Source organism: Acaryochloris sp. IP29b_bin.148 (genome assembly GCF_028285565.1).
Taxonomy (GTDB): domain Bacteria; phylum Cyanobacteriota; class Cyanobacteriia; order Thermosynechococcales; family Thermosynechococcaceae; genus Acaryochloris.
This window is the reverse complement of record NZ_JANQOY010000040.1, coordinates 1-20,588: the sequence shown is the minus strand read 5'-3', so window position 1 is coordinate 20,588 and position 20,588 is coordinate 1. Positions and strand designations below refer to the sequence as shown.

The following is a 20,588-nucleotide window of genomic DNA, read 5'->3' as shown; positions in this document are numbered from 1 at the left end:
TACTGGAGTAAGTCTATTAAGTCTGGGGAGCCTGTTCTCACTATCGATGGCATCTGCTGTATGGGCTGGATATACGCCACCCCCCAACCCCTCAGCGCCTTCAGATCGGGGTTACACCGCAGGCACTCGGAATGGATGTGCCGGAAATGAGCAAGCTGCGTTGACTGCGATCGCACCCCATAGCTATATGGGTCGAACTACATCCACTCGTCCCACACTGGCTTGGTTTGTTCCCGATCAGACGTCGTATCCCCTGGAACTGTCGCTGGTTGGCTCCGGTACACAGCTCACCACTCCAGTGATGAAAGAAAGCAAGTCTGGCTTTGGCCATTGGACCATTCCTGAGGAGCAGTCACTGGCGAAAAATCAGACATATCGATGGCAAGTGGCCTTGGTTTGTAATCCCAATCGTCCCTCCGCTTCCTTAGTGGTGGAAGCTGAAATTGAGGTAGTGGAGATGCCGCCTGATCTAGCGAGTGCCTTGGCTACCGTCTCAGATCCAGTGATGCGATCGCAACTCTATGCCAAAGCAGGTTTTTGGTATGACGCCTTTGCAGAAGTGATGCCCCTCCAAGATGCCGCCGCTAGGGATGCAGCTCTGGCGTTGCTCAAGGATCTTTCCAACCAAGAACTTGCCCAATCCTCACAGCCCGCTCGTCAGCAAGGCCAACGCCTACAGCAGATTCTGCAAACCCAGTCATCCAAGGCTACAGCCAATTCCCAATCAAAATAAACGAAGACCAATACCCAGGATGCGGGCGGGTCTTCAAAATTTCTAGCTGTGCCCTTTGTAAGGCTTGCGCTTTCGACACACCCGGTTGACGCAGGGCCGTGTAAAAATGATCCACAAACTGAGCGGTCGTTTGATCGTTAATAGACCATAGGGAGGCCAACACGCTTTTTGTCCCTGCTTGAATCGCGACGCCCGCCAGTCCCAGTGCGGCCCGATCATCCCCGACAGCGGTTTGGCACGCCGTCAAGATCAGCAGATCCAGAGGGCGACTCTGATCGGTATTCTCCCGAATTAAGGTATCAAAGGCATTGAGGGTGAGTTTGCTGTTATTGCCTGTCACTAAGAAGGTATCCTCTGGCTCAGGGCCAAACTCAGCATGAGTGGCCAGATGGACAATATTGTGGCGATTCGTTTGTAAAACTTGGGCGATGCGATCGCCCGTAAACGCCTGATTGAGGAAGACCTGACTCTCCGGGAGTTGAGCTGCAATATGATTCAGTTCCGTTTGCACATGATCGAGAGGCGGGAAATACTGTCCATTCACCGTTGCCGGTTCGGTTAATCCCAGGGCCAAGATACTCAAGCGATCTTTATCCAGGGCCTGGGGGGCCGTCAGCGCTAAGCTGGGCGTGGTAGTAATGGCGTAGGTTTCAATCAGATATCGCTGGCCATCGTGCAACGAGGCCATGGGGACTGTGCGCAGAACGCCATCCTGAACAAAGACCAGGGTCTCGATCTGGGCTGCCGCTAAATCTGCGGCAAAGGGTTGAATAAACCACTCATAAAGCTGTTGAGACAGCCGTTTATTATAGGGCGTCAGACTAAAGTGGCGCTCTAGCTGCCGTCGATAGTGATTGATCGTTTGCTTTACGGTCGGCAGATCATCTTCCACCCAAGCCAGCTTTTGGGGCTGACCCGGCAATGTCAAAATCACCGCCATCCGATCTTGAAACAGAATGGTATTAAAAACCGCTGTTTTAGCAGTTTGATCGAGCCCCCCCTGCTCCAGGGCAGGGAGAGCTGTAATCACGCAGTCATTGCCAAAGTAATTTTGCAGCAGAGCTAACTGTAGTCGATCCATCGTCCCCAGCACCGTCTCTGCGGTTGTCGGGTCCACTGCCTCCAGATCGAGAGAAGCTTGCGATAGGCTCAAGGCGGCAAGCTGCCGATAAATCGGCTCCACCGTTTCTCGAAAGTCTAGTCGCTGGTCACGATTGGCCGCGACAATCTCACTGCGAATCTTATCCAGGGTATTCAGGGCTTGTTGGTAGGCGTTGAGGGCCTTGGGGTGCTGGTTAGTCGCATCATAAATGCGTCCGGCTTGCCATTGCCAAAGATAGAGACTGTCTCGATTGTCTAGAGTTTCGGCTGCAGCTTGCGCCTCTTGCGTTCTGACCAAGGCGGTGTCGTAGTCTTGCTGGCATTCCCAAAAGTGCCCTAACTGCCCGAGGGCAAAGGACTCACTCCGCTGATCACCAATGCGACGGGCCACCGTGAGGGCCGTCTCCATTAACCCCTGCGATGGACCTGTTGTTGCTAGGCAGACGGGGCGTACCGCTGTGGCTTCCTGGCCCAAGGCTGGATTAATCTGGGCTAAGGTGAGGGCAGCAAAGACCTTCGCTTGCGAGTCCGGCAGTTGTTCGAGGAGGGAGCGGGCTGAGGTGTGCGCCTTTTGTGCTTGGTTGATATCCAGACGCTGATAGACGGGAATGCTGTTGAGCAGGCTACGCAATTGAGCCGCTAAATTTTTGGCCTGCCGAGCCAGACGCAGGCTCGTCTCAAAAGACTCCAAGGCTTGCGCATGGTCTTGATTGGCTTTGGCCATGAGAGACTTTGCTTGGGCATCATCTCCCACCGTCCGCAGTGATGCAGCTTTGCGATCGCGCCATCGTGCCCGACTAGCATAGGTATTGCCCAGACTATTGAGCAGATCAATGGTAGCCAGATCATGTTTTTGAGCCAGAGCTAGTCCCTGGTCCAGCCAATTAATCGCAAGATCATACTCCGCCTGAAGGCGAGAGACTTCCCCCAAGGTGCCAAGGGCGGCGACTGTGCCCGTCACATCGCCTTGATCTTGAGCAATGGTGAGAGCACTGTCTGCGGAACAGTGATTCGCAGCGGGTGTACAAAGCAGTGCGATCGCACGTTGATATTGCCCCAGTTGGCGATAGGTTTGCGCCTGTTCTGTCAGCATGCGTCCGAGCTGCGGTCGATCGCCTAACTGTTGGTAAAGCTGCGTTGCAGCTTGCCAATGCTGAAGGGCTTCGGTATGCTGCCCTACTTGCTGATAGGCTCTTGCCAGGTTTTCTTCGATCAGGGCAATTTGGGTGTGATCTTCAACCGACTGATAATGCTTAAGCGCGGTTTGCCAATGAGCAATGGCATCCAAGAAAACCCCTTGCTGATACGCCTCGACCCCTTGCTGAATCTGTTGTTCACCATCGGTGATCTGATCGGCAACTTGGGCCGCCATCACAGGGCACGGATCGAAATTCGCATTGAAGCGCCAACCATAACTAGATCCAACGCACCCAATCAAGCTACTCAAAAAGAGGACGCTGGCAATGATTCGCATGCGAAAAGAATGATATTTCCACTGCACAAAACTGCCTCACAATAAACAGAATTAGCAAAAATTGACATTCATAAATTGTTAAAATCAGGCGTCTCTCTCAGCCCTATCATTGAGCCATATTCTAGATGAATTTGTATCATTAAAGTCAATAAATTATCAACATGAAAAGCGTTGGCAGCCTCTTCGCCGATCTTGTTCAGTATCAGTCAAAAAAAGCAAGCATTGATGTTTTTTGTCTTCCCTCTTTTCTGACCCTTATTTGTATCAGTAGCACCCTCAACCCGCTTCCCGCTCAAGCGCAACCCATTCAAGCAGACGACACCTTAGGGCGCTCGCAGTCTGTGGTTAAACCGATTGATGCCCTCCGCGATCGCATTGAAGGTGGGGCAACCCGAGGCGGTAATCTCTTCCACAGCTTTGAAGCCTTTAATGTCGATGGGGGACGCAGTGTTTATTTCGCCAACCCCAGCGGTATCGATAATATTCTGTCACGGGTCACCGGGCGTACACCATCTCATATCCTCGGTCGCTTGGGCGTATTAGGGAAAGCGAATTTATTTCTCCTCAATCCCAACGGATTTGTGTTTGGCCCCCAGGCAAGCTTGGATATTCAAGGGTCATTTTATGTGTCAACTGCTGATGCCATTCCCTTCAAAGGAGACGGGGAATTTAGCGCCACCCATCCAGGCGACAGTCAGTTACTGTCGGTTGATCCCAAGGCCTCATTTTTGAATCATGCTGCCATCCATCAAGGCTCTATTACCCATCAAGGGACGTTACGAGTGGGCAACCATTTAACCTTTACTGCCAACGATATCAACGTAGAAGGACAGATCTTCACGGGCGGAGATTTAAACCTGAATGCCGCCCACACCCTTACGGCTCAAGACCAAATCAGCCAGCCCGCGATTCTTTCAGCAGGTCGTCATTTACAGCTGCAGGGGAATCAAGCCATCGATCTGTTTGCCATCCGTCATCCCGACAGCGGTCTATTCTCCGGCGGAGATATGGTATTACGCTCTGCCCATCCGGTCGGTGGCGATGCCCATTACTTCAGTGGTGGCCACTTTCGCATTGAACAGCTGGATAGCACCCTCGGTGATTTAACCAGTCCTTATGATCCGGTGATTCGAGCGTCTGGTGACGTGGTACTGAATGCCTTTACTGGCGCTTCACTGCATATCTTTGCCGGAGGGTCTGTTGCTATTCCGGGTGGCGTCACCATTGTGCAGCCGGATAGCACAGCCAACGCCATTATTGAGACCGTAACCTTATCTGACCAGACCACCAACATCGCAATTGATGGCAGTTTAGTACCCACCTTAGATATTAGGGCCGGGACAACCGCAATTGGCACCTCTCCCTTTAATACCGGGCAACCCACAGGGGCTGATATCACCATCGGTCCCGTTCTCCTTAACCCAACGGTTAGCACTGGCGGTCAAGTCTTTCTCACCAACCAATATCGTCCAAATCCAGCTTTAGCAGGCACACCCGGAACCATTACTGTAGATTCTATTGAGACCGCTGATTTTCTGGGGGGAGGCGCCGTGGTGATTGATAGTCGTGGCGCGGTGAATTTAACGGGTTCAGTAACCGCTTCATCCAAAGATTTGTTCGACCCGAGTGTAAATATCCCTCGCAACACCTTTTTTGGGAATGGGGGCAATATCGTCGCTCTAGCTGCAGGTGATATAACCGTCAGCCCCGACGCCAATATCCTCTCCTTTGGTTTATCGGGGGGAGACATCAGACTTGAGAGTCTGAGGGATATCTCTGTTTTGGGCAGTCAGATCGCCAATAGTTCATGGAATAACACCCTCAGTACGCCCGGTGGCGATATCGCGATTCAAGCCCAGCGCTTCTCTCTGGAAAATGGCTCTACTATATTTGCCGATGCCAATTTTTCCAGCACGAGTCAATTCAGCCATGCAGGAGCGATCAGGATTGATGCTCAGACAATTGCATTATCTGGAACCGATCAAGGCTTTGGCAGCGGTATCTTTAATCAAATTAGCTCTGGTGCCATTGGATCCACTCAAGGCATCACTATATCGGCTGGAACCTTAGACCTTGATGATGGTGCTAGGCTGTCAACCACTGTTTTTGGCCAAGGCAATTCAGGCAGTATTTCCATCCAAGCTGATGATATTTCTCTGGCAGGAACCAATATTGCAGAAGGTCCAAGTGCACTGCAAAGCGAAGTTGCTATCCAGGGGAGTGGCTCTGCTGGGGGTATCCAGATTCAAACAGACTCACTCCTCCTCAACGATGGTGCGCAGATATTGGCTGACATCAGGGGGAATGGTGAGAGTGGCCCCATTACCATCCAGGCTCGGCAGTCTTTCTCTTTAATGGGGAATAGCCGCCAGGGGGATGGCAGTCTGATTTCGAGTCAGATTGAGTCAACCGGCACAGGTACATCTGGAGATATCGAGATTGCGTCTGCCAGACTGATCCTTCAAGATGGTGCGGGTATTATTGCCGGCACCCTTGGCAATGGGAATGGAAGCAATATCACTATTGCCGTCGATGATTCGGTTGCCTTATCCGGTATCAGTCGTCAGCAACGATCCAATTTTATTACTAGCTCAGTGGGGCCTAATGCCATTGGCCAAGGGGGAGATATCGCCATTAGCGCCCGATCATTGGTGTTAGAGGATGGCGCTGGAATTGGTAGCGTCACAGCAGGCACTGGCAACGCTGGGAAAGTCAGCATTGAGACCCAAGATGGCCTCACACTGATAGGCGAGAATAGTAGTGCTCCCAGAGGGGTAAGCTCGATTACCAGCTCAGTAGAACAAGGTGCCAAAGGCTCTGCTGCCGGTATTGAAATTAAGGCGGGCACATTATCTTTAACTGAGGGGACTCAAATCTTTACCACTACTTTGGGCGCTGGGGATGCCGGGGGCATTAGCATTGACACTACAGACGGCATTATTCTATCCGGCATGAATCGGAACGGCTTAGGTAGCGTGATATCTAGTTCCGTTGGCCCAACAGCCGAAGGAACTGCAGGACCGATCTCCTTACTCACAAATGAATTAATACTGAATAATGGTGCTCTCATTTCTAGCGGTACGTCCAGTACAGGCAATGCAGCACCCATTCAGGTCAATGCTCCACTCATAACCCTCGACAAGCAGTCTGCCATCACAACTTTGACAGTCGGGCAAGGAGATGCCGGGCCGATTCAAATTGATGAGACAGACACCTTATTGCTGAATAATAGTGTGATTCTGTCTGGGACGACGACAGCTTCAACTGGGGATGGCAGTAATATTCAAATCCAAGCTGATAACGTTTCACTGACTAACCGTTCACTGATTAGTGCTAGCTCGCAAGGCAAAGGTCGAGCAGGGAATATTCTTATCTTTCCCAATCATCCCTATCGCAATGAAACAATTACCCTAGACAATAGCGACATCACGACTGCAGCCGCTCAATCGACAGGCGGGGCTATTACGTTAACTACATCTGATCTGCGGCTGTTGGGTGACAGTGATATTCTCACCAATGTTGCGAGTGGTGCAGGCACTGGAGGGGATATTACCCTCTCTGCTCAATCCATTCTTGCCTTTGACGATAGCGATATTTTGGCCTTTGCTCGTGACGGCACAGGGGGAGATATTGTCCTCAATAGCCCTATTTTCTTTGGTGAATCTTTCGCATTGACCGAGGCAGATCCCAATACCTTAGACGGTAATAATCGCGTCGATATCAATGCAACAGGAGGGATTGCTTCGGGTGCCGTTGCGATTCCTGATGTCAGTTTTGTTCAAAATAACCTTACGGACTTACCCGAGAATTTAGTCAATACCGAACAACTGTTAGCCAATAGCTGTCTGGTTCCTGCCACGACTCAACAAGGCAAGTTCATCATTACAGGATCCGGGGGCTTACCGAGACGGCCTGGTGAGGCTGCCAGTTCTGACTTCCCAACCGGATCTGTGAGGTCTACGGCCAAGCGTGAAAATGCTCCTACCCAAGGGAGCAAACGACCGTGGCAAATAGGCGATCCCGTCATTGAGGCACAGGGCGCTTACCCTCTTCAAAATGGGCAGTTAGTGATGAGTCGGATCTGTTCAGACCCCTAAGCTCATCAGACCGCTCACGCCCGTTCAACCGATGCAGGTGCAAACGCCTGATATCGGCAATCAGACTTGCAACCGCGATTGAGGCACTCACCAATTCTTCCAGTTCAGGTTGAAAATCGACATATTCGGAAAGGCCGTTGGATTTTGATTCCGGCTTAACATCGCCTGTAGCTTTTCCAACTGTGGGCTGCGACGGGGCAAACCCTCCACCAACTGATGGGGAAATATCTCTTGCTCGAGTACAAACGCCGCCGTCGTTCCCGCCGCCGCCCCCGATGACCATTCAAAACCATGTACCCGATAGGTTGCCGCACTAATATGGCTGGTGGCAATACTCTTGCCCGTCACCAGCAAATTATTAATCCGAGGTGGAATCATCGCTCGCAAGGGAATTTGGTAGGGATAAGTTTGGGTTGCACCCTGGCGTTCCCCTGGCCGTTCTTGATTCCCTGGCGCTTGGGGAGGGCTAAGCTGCATACAGGGATGAAAATCAATGGGATAGTGGCCAATGCCCACGCTGTCTGGGTAGAGGCGGGCTCTAGTTCTCAGCTCTACCTCCGATAGGGGGACCCGATCCAAAATCACATCCAGGGTTTTTAACCCCGCCATCCGAGTGATTAAATTTCGGTAGTCTGTTCCCGATAGCGTGTTGCGGTAATAGGGCAACTGAAAATCTTGCTTAGAGACATCTGTCTCTGAAATCACAAAGCCTTGAGGATAACCATAGCTATAGCGCCCAACCAAACGCCGACTTTCCCGCATATAGGGAAACTTCGACAGACCGTGCGCAGTGCCCATCGGTGAGTCTAGCCCTTTTAAGTATTTAAGATTGGGCCAGGGCTGCTTTGGCTGGTCTGCCAGCTTAGAATCTGTCGTTCCCGCCACCAGCCAATAAAAATAACCCTGGGCCAACTCTTCGCCCCCCTGCAAACTGGCAATCCGTAAGCCGCCCTGCCAGCCGCCAGGTTGGAGCTGCCCTTCTGCTTGAAGCTGATCGCGGGTCAAAATTAGGTTGTCTGCCGCTGTACCCGGACCATAATCATTGCCCCCACCCCAATTCTGCATGGAGATATCGCCCACATTCACCTGTTCATCGGCAGTGCCGGGTTTGACGCTAAAAATGCGGCGATAGCTAAACACTAAGTTGGGGGTTTGAGCATAGCGAGGTTTATCAAAACTATAGAACGGCTCGTATTCGGAGTAGAAGGCAGGCGGCTGATGAACGGGCGGCGCTGCAGTGGCCTGCATGGCAAAGGTATAGGTACTGGCTTGGGTGCAGTAGGGGTTAGCCTGCTCACTGGAGGAAGACGGTTCTAGATGGGAGCGGGGGTCAATGCCCAGGCGATAGGGAAGGTCTGCTAGGGCTAATAGTTCTCCCGTTTCTGTGGCCTCCACTACAACCCATTGTCCTGTGACGGGTGGCTGGAATTGGAGAATCGTTTTGGTGAAGCGGTCTGAATCTTGTTCTGTATAGCTATCGGCCAGGGTTTGAGAGAGGGGATAGGTATTGAGCGGCGGTGCTCCAGGGGCAGGCTGATGCTGAATGGCTCGGATTGAGGTCAGTAACTGACCGTTCGGATCGGTCTCTAGAGACTTGACCACCGTATTTGGGAATAGATGCAGCTTGCCCTTGCCTTTAGACTCTGCCTCTTTCAGCATATCCAGCAATATGGTGTGTCCCTGCTGGGGTAAAAAGCAGACTAGGCTGACCCAACAATCACCGGGGCGATCGCGTCCTGATACCTCTATCAATCGCTGACGAAACTGGGCATAGCCCCTGGGAAAAATACCGCGCGATCGCTGTCCTACCGTCTCGTCTAAAGCCGACGTGCCCTGGGAGGAGATTTGGCCACCCCACCAGTCTGTCAGTTCTGTCATACATACCTGACGACCGGCTAGTAGCGCTTCATAACTAGCGGCAACCCCTGCTAGCCCACCACCCACCACTAAAATCTCGCAATTGACCGTGCGATCAATCGGACGCGGCGCAGCGGCAACGGGGCTAGATAAGCCCCCAATACCCCATATTGCCGTAACCATTACCCAGAGAGATCGTTTCATCGAGTGATACGGATTTTTTAGGTGCAAAGTGCGCTAAGGAGAAGCATCTGGTGATGGATTAGGGGATTCTGGAGCAGGGGATGGTGTTGGCGACTCCTCTGGGGGGACAGAACTGGGAGACTCCTCTGTCGGTGCGAGCGTGGGAGACTCGTCTGCCGGTGATGGGCTGGGGGATTCTCCAGGCGCTGGCTCTGTCGTCACACCAGGGGTGGGAATCGAAACCCCAGGCGGTAACGTACCGGGCGTGGGCGCATCGGTGCTCGTGGGCTGAGGCTGATCCTTAGGCGGTGGACTAGCCTTCGGCACAGGTAGAAAGTAAAAGCCTGCGGCTGCGATCGCAATGCTTGCCGCTCCCAATATCGCAGGCGTTGATTTTTGCAGTGCCTGGCCCGATGCCGCTTCTGACCGAGACAAAGGCCGGACGGCCAACGACAGATTGGGCAACGTTTGCTGATCGGCCAAGAGCTGATCTAAGGCTTCCACCAGGTCAAAGAGCTGAATCGTGTTTAAGTTGACCCGAATCGGATCCGCTGCCCCACTAGGGGGTTCATTCAGCAATGCCTGAGGAATGGTCAGCTCAAACCCATCTCCCGTCTTGGGTAGCAGGTGAACCGCCGATTGGTCTTGGTTCAGCTTTGTCAGGCGACGATGGGGCACACCACTCATCCAGGACTGAGTACATTGATTCGTAGCTTGGATCAGACTATTGAGTAGATCCAGACCGCCCGTCAGAGGTTGCGTTAAATCACCAAATTGGCACTCCAAGCGTAGGAGAACATCTAAGGAGCCACCTAGAGTCGCATCAGACACTGAATTGCTGATGCCTTCTAGGCTAAAGGTACAGTTGGGCAGTATAAATTGACGTTGAATGGTCATTGGGATTAGGCCACTTCTCCATCAAACAGACTAGACCAAAATCGTTCCATTCCGGCTGTTCCGGTACAAAACAGCACCTGTTCTAGCAAACCCAAGGCCAGTTCATCCAGCCGCTCATTATCCTTGTAAACCGCAATAGCCGTGCGGTTCGGATTCATCCGACTGCGAAAATGGCGGCGAAATCGTTCTAAATAATTGGCTAAAGGCACACTGTGATCTGGCGTCAACTGTTTCTCAGCGAGCTGCCGCTGTACCTGCAAGAGCTGACGAACTTGGGCTGTTTGCCGACGCGCAATATGACACCCTACAGCCACCAAGGCTTTCGCCTTATCTAAACTGAGGGAGTCTCGCTGATGCGATCGCCGCAGGGGATTGGTGTTGCGAGATTGCCAAAAGTCCACCCGATTTTCGATCACATCTTGGAGCTGCAGTTCTTCCAAGCTCAGCAACATTAACTCCGAAGCGTATAAATCCAACGCTTCGATGGCTAGCAACACGAAATCTAGTTGAATCCGGGTGCGTCGGGGACAGACCTGGTTCGGGACTTTGGGATCGGGCAGCGTTTTCAGAACGGGGGAAGTCAACGGTTCAATTGGGCTATCGGCTTGCATTACGATTCCATCACAACAAGACTACGGAACATCAGTTTGATCAACGGCTGAGGAAACCTTAACATTGGCATCCAGATCTAGGCTGCCCGCAGAAGACCCTCGACGATGCGTTTCTCTAAAAGTTCACAGTCGCCCAACCCTCTTGCAGGCTGTTTGAATGCAGTAAAGAACCCACATAATCTAAATTTCCAACCCCATTAGTGTACGATTTCTGACGTACCTTCTGGCGCTGTCTCTCCTTGTCAGACTAGAAGGCCATGTTGACGAGTGACCTAGAGTAAAACCACAGAACCTATGGATCTTAAAGCATTGATTCGCGATATTCCTGATTTTCCCCAGCCAGGAATCCTGTTTCGGGATATTACGACCTTATTGCAAAATCCTGATGGCCTCCGCTACATCATCGACCAGTTGACGGATAACTTTAGCGATCAAGCCATTGACTATGTTGTGGGCATCGAGTCGAGAGGCTTTATTTTTGGCGCACCCTTAGCCTATCAACTGGGTGCGGGCTTTGTGCCTGTGCGTAAACCTGGCAAACTCCCCGCAGCTGTCCATGCCCAGGAATATGAGCTGGAGTACGGCACCGATCGCTTAGAGATCCACCAAGATGCCTGTCCGCAAGGCAGCCGTGTGTTGGTCGTTGATGACTTACTAGCAACGGGCGGCACGGCGGCGGCCACGGCCCAACTCCTGCAACCTCTCGGCTGCACGCTCGTCGGCTTTGGGTTTATTATCGAGCTGACAGGTTTAGCAGGGCGGCAAAAACTGCCTGACTGTCTGATCAATGTATTAGTGGAGTACTAGTTATCGGCAGCGAACTCCTCGGGTACACCATCAAGCGGGTGTTTCAAGGTCTGATCACCCTATTTTTGGCATCGATTTTAACCTTCTATATTGTCGATCTGGCCCCTGGCGATTACCTCGATCAGTTCAAAAATAATCCCCAAATGTCTCAAGAGCGCCTCGAAGAGCTACGCCAAGAATTTGGGTTGGGCAATACCTGGGCAGAAAACCGTTCTGTAACCACCCTCAAAAGCGAGAAGACCACTGCCATAGCCATTAAGCCAGATGGTAGCCAAGTCATCACAGGTGGGGCTAATACCGTCACGCTTTGGGACGACAAGGGAGCAGTAGTCAAGACCCTCAAGGGGCATCAAGGACGGATTACAGCCTTAGCCTTTAGTCCTGATGGTGAGCTGATTGCCTCGGGTAGTGCAGATCAAACCATTAAGCTGTGGAAAGCCGATGGTACCCTGGTTCAAACCTTGACAGGTCACCAGGCTGCGGTGACTTGTTTAGCCTTTAGTAGCGACGGTCAAATGTTCGCGTCTGGCAGTGGCGATAAAACGGTGCGCCTGTGGAAAACGGACGGCACCGCCTTCAAAGCGCTAACAGGTCACAAAAGCTCAATCTCAGTGCTAGCCTTCAATCAAGACGGTAGCCTTTTGGCTTCTGGCAGTGAAGACAAAACAGTGCGCCTGTGGAAAACGGATGGTGCCCTCCAACAAACGTTAGTGCTGAAGGGGCCAGCAACAGCTCTGCAATTTAATCAAAATTCGGAGGGACCGCTGCTCAATACCATCGTCAATCATCAGACCTGGCAGCAATGGAATGTAGACGGCAAATCCCTAAAAACTCAAGATTTAAATCAACTACAGGACCAACCGATCACCTCGGCAGCTTTTAGTCCCGATCGCACCACCTATGCCACCAGCGCAGGTAAAGTAGTACGCCTCTGGTCTCAAAAGGATAACCAAGCATTAGGTAGTTTTAATAGCAAACAAGAGGCGATCCAAGGGCTACAGTTTGCCGATAATGGCGAACGGGTAGTCCTGATCAATGGCGATCAATCGGTACAGGTTTGGCAAAAAGATCGTTCTTTAATCAAGCAGTATGGCCTCTGGTTTAAAAATATTTTTACCTTTGATTTTTCCCAGATCTGGAAAGGCCATTGGGGACAAATCTACCAAGGCGATTTTGGCGAAAGCTTTAGCTATCAGCGACCGGTAACGGCGTTAATTTGGGAGCGGATTCCCAATACGCTGCTATTGGCGATTGCCTCCCTAGTGATTAACTGGAGCATTGCCATTCCCTTGGGCATTATCGGGGCGGTGAATCAGAATCAGTGGAGCGATCGCATTCTCCGTATCCTCAGCTATATTGGTCAAGGCTTCCCCAGCTTTATCACCGCCTTACTGCTGCTGTTTTTAGCCCAGAGTACGCCCCTATTTCCCGTGGGCGATATGACCAGCATCGATCATGCGGATCTGAATGGGTTCGGCAAGATTTTGGATGTGGGCTGGCATATGATTCTGCCCACTGTAGCCCTCAGCGTCACCGGGTTTGCGGGCCTACAAAGGATTACTCGCGGCAATATGCTGGACGTTCTGCGTCAAAACTATATCCAAACGGCCCGTGCTAAAGGCTTGCCAGAAAATAAGGTGATCTATACCCATGCCCTCCGTAATGCCGTTAATCCTCTGATTACCCTGTTGGGGTTTGAATTCTCTAGCTTATTGGGCGGTGCCTTTATTGCTGAATTCTTCTTTAACTGGCCGGGGTTAGGGCAGTTGTTGCTGCAAGCTGTACAAGCCCAAGATTTATATTTAGTGATGGCAGGCTTAATGATGGGGGCAGTGATGCTGATTGTGGGTAATTTGCTGGCAGATCTTCTCCTAGCCGTTGTTGATCCACGTATCAAGCTCAGTAACCTGAACTAAGCCGATGAATACTGCTCTCTATTACACGCTTCGCTCTCGGGCCGATGGTAATTACCTGGCAGCCCAACCTGATCCAGAAGCACCCCAGCGCTATTTGCTCCTGTTTGCTGAGCATTATGAAGCGCTCAGCTATCTCAATACTCATGCTCAAGCAGCAGCTTCTAAGTTCAGTGTCGAGTCTATCGGCAAGAGCCATATTCGCGGTATTTTAGACCGCTGGCAATATCAAGGGATTGGCATGGTTCAAGATCCTCTGATCCCCCGAATTGAATTTATGAGTTTGGCAGGATGAAGATTGGCATTGTTGGCTTGGGTTTAATTGGTGGTTCTTTAGCCTATGACTTGCGAGCCGTGGGATATAACGTGCTGGGCGTCAGTCGACAGCCCCAAACCTGTAAGGACGCTGTCACGCTAGGGGCAGTCGATTCAGCTAGTCCCGATCTCGCCTCTCTTGCCTCTGCGGATGTGGTGTTTATTTGCACTCCGGTGAGCGTGATTGATGCGATCGCAACTCGTCTGATCCCCTATCTATCCCCAGAGGCCATTCTCACGGATGTCGGTTCTGTTAAAGGAGCGGTCGTCAACCGCTTAACGCCTTTATGGCCCCGGTTTATTGGCGGTCACCCGATGGCAGGGAGTGAAGAAACGGGAATTCATGCGGCCCAGTCTCGGCTCTTTGCGGGCAATCCTTATATTTTGACACCGACAGCTGAGACGCCAGACGATGTGATCCAGACGATGAAAGATCTGGTCGGTAAACTAGATTGCAACCTCTATGAATGTTCCCCCACGGTCCATGATCGGTCGGTGGCTTGGATTTCTCACCTGCCTAAAATGACCAGTGCAGCGTTAATTACGGCTTGCTTGAGTGAAGCGGATCCAGAGATCCTGAAACTCGCTCAATCTTTTGCTAGTTCTGGGTTTCGCGATACCAGTCGCGTGGGGGGCGGCAACCCCGAACTCGGCTGCATGATGGCCCAGTACAACCGGGAAGAACTGTTGCGATCGCTCCACCAATACCGCCAAAGCCTTGATCGGCTCACAGCTATGATTGAGCAATCAGACTGGTCAGCTTTAGAAGTTTTGCTCAAACAAACGCAAGCAGAACGATCAAAATTTTTGTGATCAAATCTCAAGAACATTGTGGATAAAGGCCGTTTCCCGCAATATGAGCCAAGACGATTGACGTTACCCCACAATGTCTTACTTTTTGGATCAAGATTGTTAAATCGCCAGGTCAGTTAGGACGCAGCCTTCAGCACATGCTCCATTGCTTCACGCAGCGTATCAAATTGTGCCAAACACTTTCGAATCCGACTTTTAAGCCAGGACCAGCAATGCTCAATCTTATTGAAGTCTGGTGAATAGGGAGGTCAGTACCAAACCTCACACCCAGCAGCCTTCACCAGCTCCTCAATTCGTCCTCCTTTATGAAAGCTGGCATTGTCAATCACCCATTTCTGTCCTGGTTTGAGCGTGGGGATTAAGCAAGTCTCTAGCCATGTCTCAAAGACCAGGCGGTTACAAGCCTCTTTGTTAAAAATGCTGCAATTCCCTTGACGAGGCGAAACGACCGCATCACTCAGCTCCTTTCTGAAATTTAGAAGTAATGGTTTAAGTAGTGACCCAGCAGTTGACTGTTTTGAGCATAAGCTCAAATTATAAATATAAGCTCTACTTGTGCATCATATGAGACGATTCCTCCACTAATGAGAGCAAAGCTAAAAATCAACATATTTCTTTACCTTATTGACGAGGTCTTCCTAGCTAGACAGCATATAGAAGAGCAAGGTATTCTGACATGCCAAAGAACATGGATCTCAGCATGACTTGTTCATCATTAGTACTTTTTTAAAAAGCCTGAAGATTGAGCATGTATTCTTATGTAGAATGTATGCTCAAAATAACTAGGCAGAGGGATCTAGGCTCTATCAATAGAGAAAGGAAAGCAATATGTCACTTTTTGGTGGAATTGAAGCAGGTGGCACAAAGTTTATTTGTGCGGTGGGTACTGATCCTGATAACTTGCAAAGCCAAACGCGAATCTCCACTACTACACCTGAAGAAACGTTGGGACAGGTTGTTGATTTTTTCCGCCAACAACAAGTCGAAGCAGGTGAGATCGAAGCGATAGGCATTGGTGCCTTTGGTCCGGTGAATGTCAACCCAGATTCACCTAAGTTTGGATGGTTTCTGAATACGCCCAAGCCTGGCTGGCAGCAGATTGATTTTTTGGGACTGCTTCAACGTGAACTGGGTGTGCCACACATCGGCTTCGATACGGATGTGAATGCCGCAGCCTTAGGCGAATATCAATGGGGAAACGCACAAGGCATCGCAAACTTTATTTACTTGACGGTGGGCACGGGTGTCGGTGGGGGTGGGATGGTTGATGGGAAACTCATGCACGGGTTGCTGCATCCTGAGATGGGCCATATTCTGATTCCACACGATGTAATCGCAGATCCATTTGTCGGTGCTTGTCCCTTCCACAAAGACTGCTTAGAGGGGTTAGCCTCTGGGTACGCGATGGAAAAAAGATGGGGCCAGCCAGGAGCTTCCTTACCGCCTGACCATCCAGCATGGGCGCTAGAAGCGCATTACCTGGCGCTAGGACTGATCAATTTTATTTTTACGCTCTCACCTGAGCGCATCATTATTGGGGGCGGTGTCATGGAACAAAAGCAGATGTTTCCAATGGTGCGATCGCAGGTGCAGGCGCTGCTGAGTCATTATTTGGATGTCCCTGAGATCGTCTACGATATTGACAACTACATACTGCCGCCCAAGCTAGGCGCAAAAGCCGGATTCTCAGGGGCTTTTGTCCTGGCCGCGCAGGCATTAGAGTTGCAAGCTTAGAGATAATATTCTGACGACGTGATCAAGGCCATTGCGATCGCTCAGGGCGATCAACACAATGTTCAATCGGTGAGCATAGAAGAGGCTTATTTTGAAAAAACGTGATCAAGCCGAACGACAATCGCAAGACATCACAAGACGTCATTCATCCGACCGCAAACTCGATCTAGCAGCCCATGCTGCCTGGCTCTATTACATTGCAGACAATAATCAAGAAGAGATTGCGGGCAAGCTAGGGATTTCGCGTCAGGCCGCTCAGCGATTAGTTGCTCTAGCGGTCAGCGAAAAACTGATTAAGTTTCGGCTAGATTATCCGCTCGCTTTCTGTCTTGAATTAGCAGAGGCCCTACGCAACCAGTTTGGGCTTGTAACCTGCGAAGTGGTGCCAAGCGGCGATAACGGCAACAGCTTGCTTGCGGGCCTTGGCAACTGCGGAGCGGTTCATCTAGAAGCACATCTAGCGGCGAAAGCACCAAGCGTGATTGCCTTCTCTTCAGGGCGGACGCTGCGAGAGATGGTCGAACAGATGCCATTGATGAATCAGCCGCAGCACAAGATAGTTTCGATTGTGGGTAACTTATCTCATTATGGGAGAGCTGGCCACCACGAAGTTGTCATGCATCTTTGCGAACGGACAGGAGCCTCTGCCTATCCAGTACCGACGCCTGTGGTGGCCACCAGTATAGAAGAAAGAGAACTATTGCAGACACAGCGATCGTTTGTAGCTATTAAAGAGTTAGTGGGGCAGGCGAAGGTCACGTTTGTAGGCATCGGCACAGTGGAGTGGAATGCACCGTTGCATCAAAGTGGCTTTGTCAACGATGCCGAGATTGCAGAACTGATTGAGCTAGGCGCGATAGGCGAAATTGCTGGGTGGGCATACAATCAGCAAGGACTCTTGCTGAAGCAGGGGACCAATACGAAAGTTGCAGGCGTACCGCTGGAGCAGCCAGTCGATCGAACGACCATTGCGATCGCAGGTGGCCTATCTAAAGCCAATGCAATCCGGGCTGCCTTGGCAGGAAAGCTAGTCAACGGCTTGATTACCGATGAGTCAGTCGCTCAGGCGCTGCTCAACAAGACCTAAGATGGGCATTAGGATACATCGGAACAGAAAACAACGGGACAGCCCTGGTCTTATTCTGATAAATCTAAAAACACTTGGAAATTGTACTGGTAGCGACAATGGGATCCTAAGAATACCCCTAGGCTGATTGGAGTTTATATATCTCCTACACTGCCAGTTATGGTGGTGGTTCGCTCACCTCAAATTCAATCTCTATGCAGCTAAAAGAAAAAATCCCAGTCAATATTTATCGTCCCAAAGAACCTCTAATTAGCAAGTGTCTGACCAATGACGAGTTAGTTCAAACCGACGGAGAAGGATCCGTTCGCCACATCACCTTTGATTTAGCAGGGAGCGATTTCCATTATCTTGAAGGCCAAAGCTTAGGGATTATTCCAGACGGCACCGATGACAACGGTCGCCCTCATAAGCTGCGGCTCTATTCCATTGCCTCCACTCGCCATGGCGATCAAGGCGATGATCAGACCGTCTCCTTATGCGTTCGCCAATTGGAATATGATCACCCCGAAACCGGCGAGCGAGTCTATGGCGTTTGCTCCCACTATTTAAATCAGCTGCAGCCAGGTGCTCCCGTCAAAATCACAGGTCCGGTGGGCAAAGAAATGCTCTTGCCCGAGGACCCAGAAGCTAATGTGATTATGATTGCCACAGGCACAGGCATTGCCCCCTTTCGAGCCTATCTATGGCGATTGTTTCAAGAAAAACATGCCGACTATCAATTCCAAGGCAAAGCATGGCTATTCTTTGGCGTCCCCTATACAGCCAATATTCTCTATAAAGAACAGCTAGAAGCCCTAGCAACCCAATTCCCAGAACAGTTCCAACTCACGTATGCCATCAGTCGCGAACAGCACAATGCCCAAGGCGGCAAGATGTATATCCAGCATCGCATTGCTGAGCAAGCAGATGCCCTTTGGGAGCTCATCCAGAACGAAAAGACCCATACTTATATCTGCGGTTTGAAAGGGATGGAAGGGGGCATTGATGAAGGCATGTCCGTTGCTGCCCAAAAGCATGGCGTTGATTGGATCGACTATCGCAAAACCCTGAAGAAATCCGGACGATGGCATGTTGAAACTTATTAAGGGAGCGTTGCTCAACAACATCTATGGCATTCGCGATATCTTCACCTTTGGTTGCTACTTTTAATTACAGAGATAAGCAAACCCTTTAAACCTCATTAGTACACACGAGTCGTCATCACTCGTGCGTGCATTCCAACAAACATGCCTCCTGACGGGGGCATTTTATTTGCCTATATTTCGGCGTCTAGGACAAGATGCGAGAAGTTAAGCCAGCTTTACCCCATACAATCCTGCACGGTAACACTGCAATCAGGAAACGCGCGGAGGCTGACAGACTGTTGACCGCGCAAAATCAGTTGGCGTTGATAGCCTGCTGGGTTAGGGTCTCGGAAAATATGGAGTTGCTGAGCAGTAATATCCAGCACCCAATAGTCAGCAATTCCTGCCGCTGCGTAGAGATCGGCCTTAATTCCTAAATCTCGTTTGAGGGTTGTGTCCGACACTTCAATAATGAGATAGATTTGTACTGGCGTAGGGTGATGGTCGGCATAGAAATTGTCCTGGGGATGGACAACCGCGATATCAGGTTCGGGTTCTGAGTAAGTATCAAGGCTAACCGGGTCTTGCAGACGAACCAGCACTTGGCTGCCTAAGCGGTGCTCTAAAAGCTTTTCAATTCGTTTACAAAGTGCACTGTGGGCCGGACCTTTAGGCATTTTTTGAATAATCTGTCCCGAAATCAGTTCAACCTGTTCATCTCCGGCCAGAATACCGACCTCAGCCATTTGATGATATTCGACCGTTGTGATTAATCGGAGATCGGGGGGAGAGAGGGCTGTGGAAGTCATGATAAATATCAGATTGAGAAAGAGGCCAGAACAGTCAGCGAATATTGCACCTTTTGATCCCTATCATAGAAAGTTTTTTGGCTGTCCCAGCTACCTTGCAGCCCAAAAACGGCGAAAATCTTCGTCCGCTTGACTCAGCTGTGACCAGTCAACCCCTTGATCTAGAAATTTTTGGGATAGGCGTTCACAGGCAGGCCGCTCTGTCGCGTAGTGTCCAGCATCAATCAGAATCAGGTTGCGATCGCGACTCTCTTGAAACTGATGAAACTTACAGTCCGACGTCAGATAGGCTTGAGCACCCGTCTGGCTCACTGCGGAGATATAGCTGGCTCCAGACCCGCCCAATACCGCCACTCGTTCGATCGTTTGCTGGCGATCCGCCATGGGGGAGACCAGTAAATCAGCAGGCTGCAGCGTTGATTGAATCTTAGACAGAAGCTGTTGCAGGGTCAGCGCAGGCTGAAGAGTACCGACCCGGCCATAGCCCAGGCCATCTTGAGTGGGTTCTACTGGCTCTGCATTCTGGAGTTCCAAGAGTTGAGACAAAACATCTGCGGTGCCGTCCATCACCTGATCAAAATTAGTATGGGCACTGTATACCCCAATTTGATGTGTGATCGAGAGGCGAACCATATCGCCAATGGCATCGCCCTTTTGTACCGATTTTAGAGGACCAAAGATCAGAGGATGGTGGGCAAAAATCAAATTAACAGGGGTACCCTGCTGCTGAAGTGCGATCGCTTCTGCCATAACCGCTAACGTGGGCGTTAAGCAGACCAGCACCTGAGCCGGTTGATCCAAAATACCGGGCTCAATCTGCCAGCCACAGTTATCCCACTTCTCTTGCCAAGCCGGGTTGGCCCAACCTTCAAACCACTCAATCAGTTCACAGACGTTCATCGCTGACTACCGCATTTATATACCGATGTTTTCCTTAAATCTTGACTGTAACAATCGCTGCCACCCGAGGGAAGCTATCCCACTCAAAGCGTTCCATCCCTAGTGGTCATAAGTCGGTGTAAAGATCAGCCTATCTCAAGCAGCTTCTTCAAACGGTTCAAGCTTCCAGTCGGGAAGAGTTCTGGTCTTTCTC

At 50.8% G+C, this 20,588-nt stretch carries 13 protein-coding genes and 4 pseudogenes; 10 read left to right on the top strand and 7 right to left on the bottom strand.

The features are described from left to right. Nucleotides 1-46 precede the first annotated feature (46 nt). Nucleotides 47-733 carry a DUF928 domain-containing protein gene (locus tag Q0986_RS04200; RefSeq protein WP_299404424.1) on the top strand — a complete coding sequence of 229 codons (687 nt, stop codon included), beginning with the start codon at nucleotides 47-49 and terminating at the stop codon, nucleotides 731-733. On the opposite strand, the gene Q0986_RS04195 is transcribed toward Q0986_RS04200, so the two are convergent. Next, nucleotides 708-3,335: a CHAT domain-containing protein gene (locus Q0986_RS04195; RefSeq protein ID WP_299404419.1), complete on the bottom strand. Its 2,628-nt coding sequence runs from the start codon at nucleotides 3,333-3,335 to the stop codon at nucleotides 708-710. The two genes, Q0986_RS04200 and Q0986_RS04195, sit on opposite strands and share 26 nt — an antisense overlap. 134 nt (nucleotides 3,336-3,469) lie before the next feature. Here Q0986_RS04195 and Q0986_RS04190 point away from each other — a divergent pair, with 134 nt between their 5' ends. Next, nucleotides 3,470-7,405, top strand: coding sequence for a filamentous hemagglutinin N-terminal domain-containing protein (locus Q0986_RS04190; protein ID WP_299404415.1), 3,936 nt, complete (start codon nucleotides 3,470-3,472; stop codon nucleotides 7,403-7,405). 87 nt (nucleotides 7,406-7,492) lie between these two features. On the opposite strand, the gene Q0986_RS04185 is transcribed toward Q0986_RS04190, so the two are convergent. Genes Q0986_RS04185 through Q0986_RS04175 form a run of 3 tightly spaced genes read right to left on the bottom strand, consistent with a single transcriptional unit; the run spans nucleotide 7,493 to nucleotide 10,953 of the window. After that, nucleotides 7,493-9,466, bottom strand: coding sequence for an FAD-dependent oxidoreductase (locus tag Q0986_RS04185; protein WP_299404411.1), 1,974 nt, complete (start codon nucleotides 9,464-9,466; stop codon nucleotides 7,493-7,495). A 33-nt stretch (nucleotides 9,467-9,499) separates the two neighbouring features. Next, nucleotides 9,500-10,342, bottom strand: coding sequence for a DUF4335 domain-containing protein (locus Q0986_RS04180; RefSeq protein ID WP_299404407.1), 843 nt, complete (start codon nucleotides 10,340-10,342; stop codon nucleotides 9,500-9,502). 5 nt (nucleotides 10,343-10,347) lie between these two features. Then, on the bottom strand, nucleotides 10,348-10,953 hold the full coding sequence (locus Q0986_RS04175) for a DUF3038 domain-containing protein (protein WP_299404403.1): 606 nt from the start codon (nucleotides 10,951-10,953) through the stop codon (nucleotides 10,348-10,350). Between the two features lie 294 nt (nucleotides 10,954-11,247). Between Q0986_RS04175 and Q0986_RS04170 the strand changes: the two genes are divergently transcribed. The 5 genes and pseudogenes from Q0986_RS04170 to Q0986_RS04150 all read left to right on the top strand — a co-directional run bounded on the left by Q0986_RS04170 (nucleotide 11,248) and on the right by Q0986_RS04150 (nucleotide 14,801). After that, a complete protein-coding gene (locus Q0986_RS04170) occupies nucleotides 11,248-11,760 on the top strand; it encodes an adenine phosphoribosyltransferase (RefSeq protein ID WP_299404399.1) in 513 nt (170 codons plus the stop codon). A 143-nt stretch (nucleotides 11,761-11,903) separates the two neighbouring features. After that, a pseudogene (locus tag Q0986_RS04165) lies at nucleotides 11,904-12,428 on the top strand (peptide ABC transporter permease); the annotation flags it as partial. A 489-nt stretch (nucleotides 12,429-12,917) separates the two neighbouring features. Beyond that, nucleotides 12,918-13,676: pseudogene (locus Q0986_RS04160) on the top strand (ABC transporter permease); the annotation flags it as partial. Between the two features lie 4 nt (nucleotides 13,677-13,680). Further along, entirely contained in the window at nucleotides 13,681-13,968 is a 288-nt protein-coding gene (locus Q0986_RS04155) for a hypothetical protein (protein WP_299404395.1), read from the top strand. Beyond that, the gene (locus Q0986_RS04150) at nucleotides 13,965-14,801 is read left to right on the top strand and encodes a prephenate/arogenate dehydrogenase (protein ID WP_299404390.1); all 837 of its coding nucleotides are present in this window, start codon (nucleotides 13,965-13,967) and stop codon (nucleotides 14,799-14,801) included. Before Q0986_RS04155 ends, Q0986_RS04150 begins: the two co-directional genes overlap by 4 nt. 116 nt (nucleotides 14,802-14,917) lie before the next feature. Here Q0986_RS04150 and Q0986_RS04145 read toward each other — a convergent pair. Continuing rightward, a pseudogene (locus Q0986_RS04145) lies at nucleotides 14,918-15,262 on the bottom strand (transposase). A 367-nt stretch (nucleotides 15,263-15,629) separates the two neighbouring features. Here Q0986_RS04145 and Q0986_RS04140 point away from each other — a divergent pair. The 3 genes and pseudogenes from Q0986_RS04140 to Q0986_RS04130 form a co-directional block, all read left to right on the top strand. Further along, nucleotides 15,630-16,535 (top strand): ROK family protein, encoded by a 906-nt coding sequence (locus tag Q0986_RS04140; protein ID WP_299404386.1) that lies wholly within the window; start codon nucleotides 15,630-15,632, stop codon nucleotides 16,533-16,535. 91 nt (nucleotides 16,536-16,626) lie between these two features. Further along, entirely contained in the window at nucleotides 16,627-17,622 is a 996-nt protein-coding gene (locus Q0986_RS04135; RefSeq protein ID WP_299404384.1) for a sugar-binding transcriptional regulator, read from the top strand. Nucleotides 17,623-17,825: 203 nt separating this feature from the next. Continuing rightward, a pseudogene (locus Q0986_RS04130) lies at nucleotides 17,826-18,707 on the top strand (FAD-binding oxidoreductase); the annotation flags it as partial. A 215-nt stretch (nucleotides 18,708-18,922) separates the two neighbouring features. Here Q0986_RS04130 and Q0986_RS04125 read toward each other — a convergent pair. Further along, entirely contained in the window at nucleotides 18,923-19,495 is a 573-nt protein-coding gene (locus Q0986_RS04125; protein ID WP_299404381.1) for a Uma2 family endonuclease, read from the bottom strand. Between the two features lie 90 nt (nucleotides 19,496-19,585). After that, complete coding sequence (locus Q0986_RS04120; protein WP_299404378.1) at nucleotides 19,586-20,395, bottom strand: Nif3-like dinuclear metal center hexameric protein; 810 nt, start codon at nucleotides 20,393-20,395, stop codon at nucleotides 19,586-19,588. Nucleotides 20,396-20,588 lie beyond the last annotated feature (193 nt).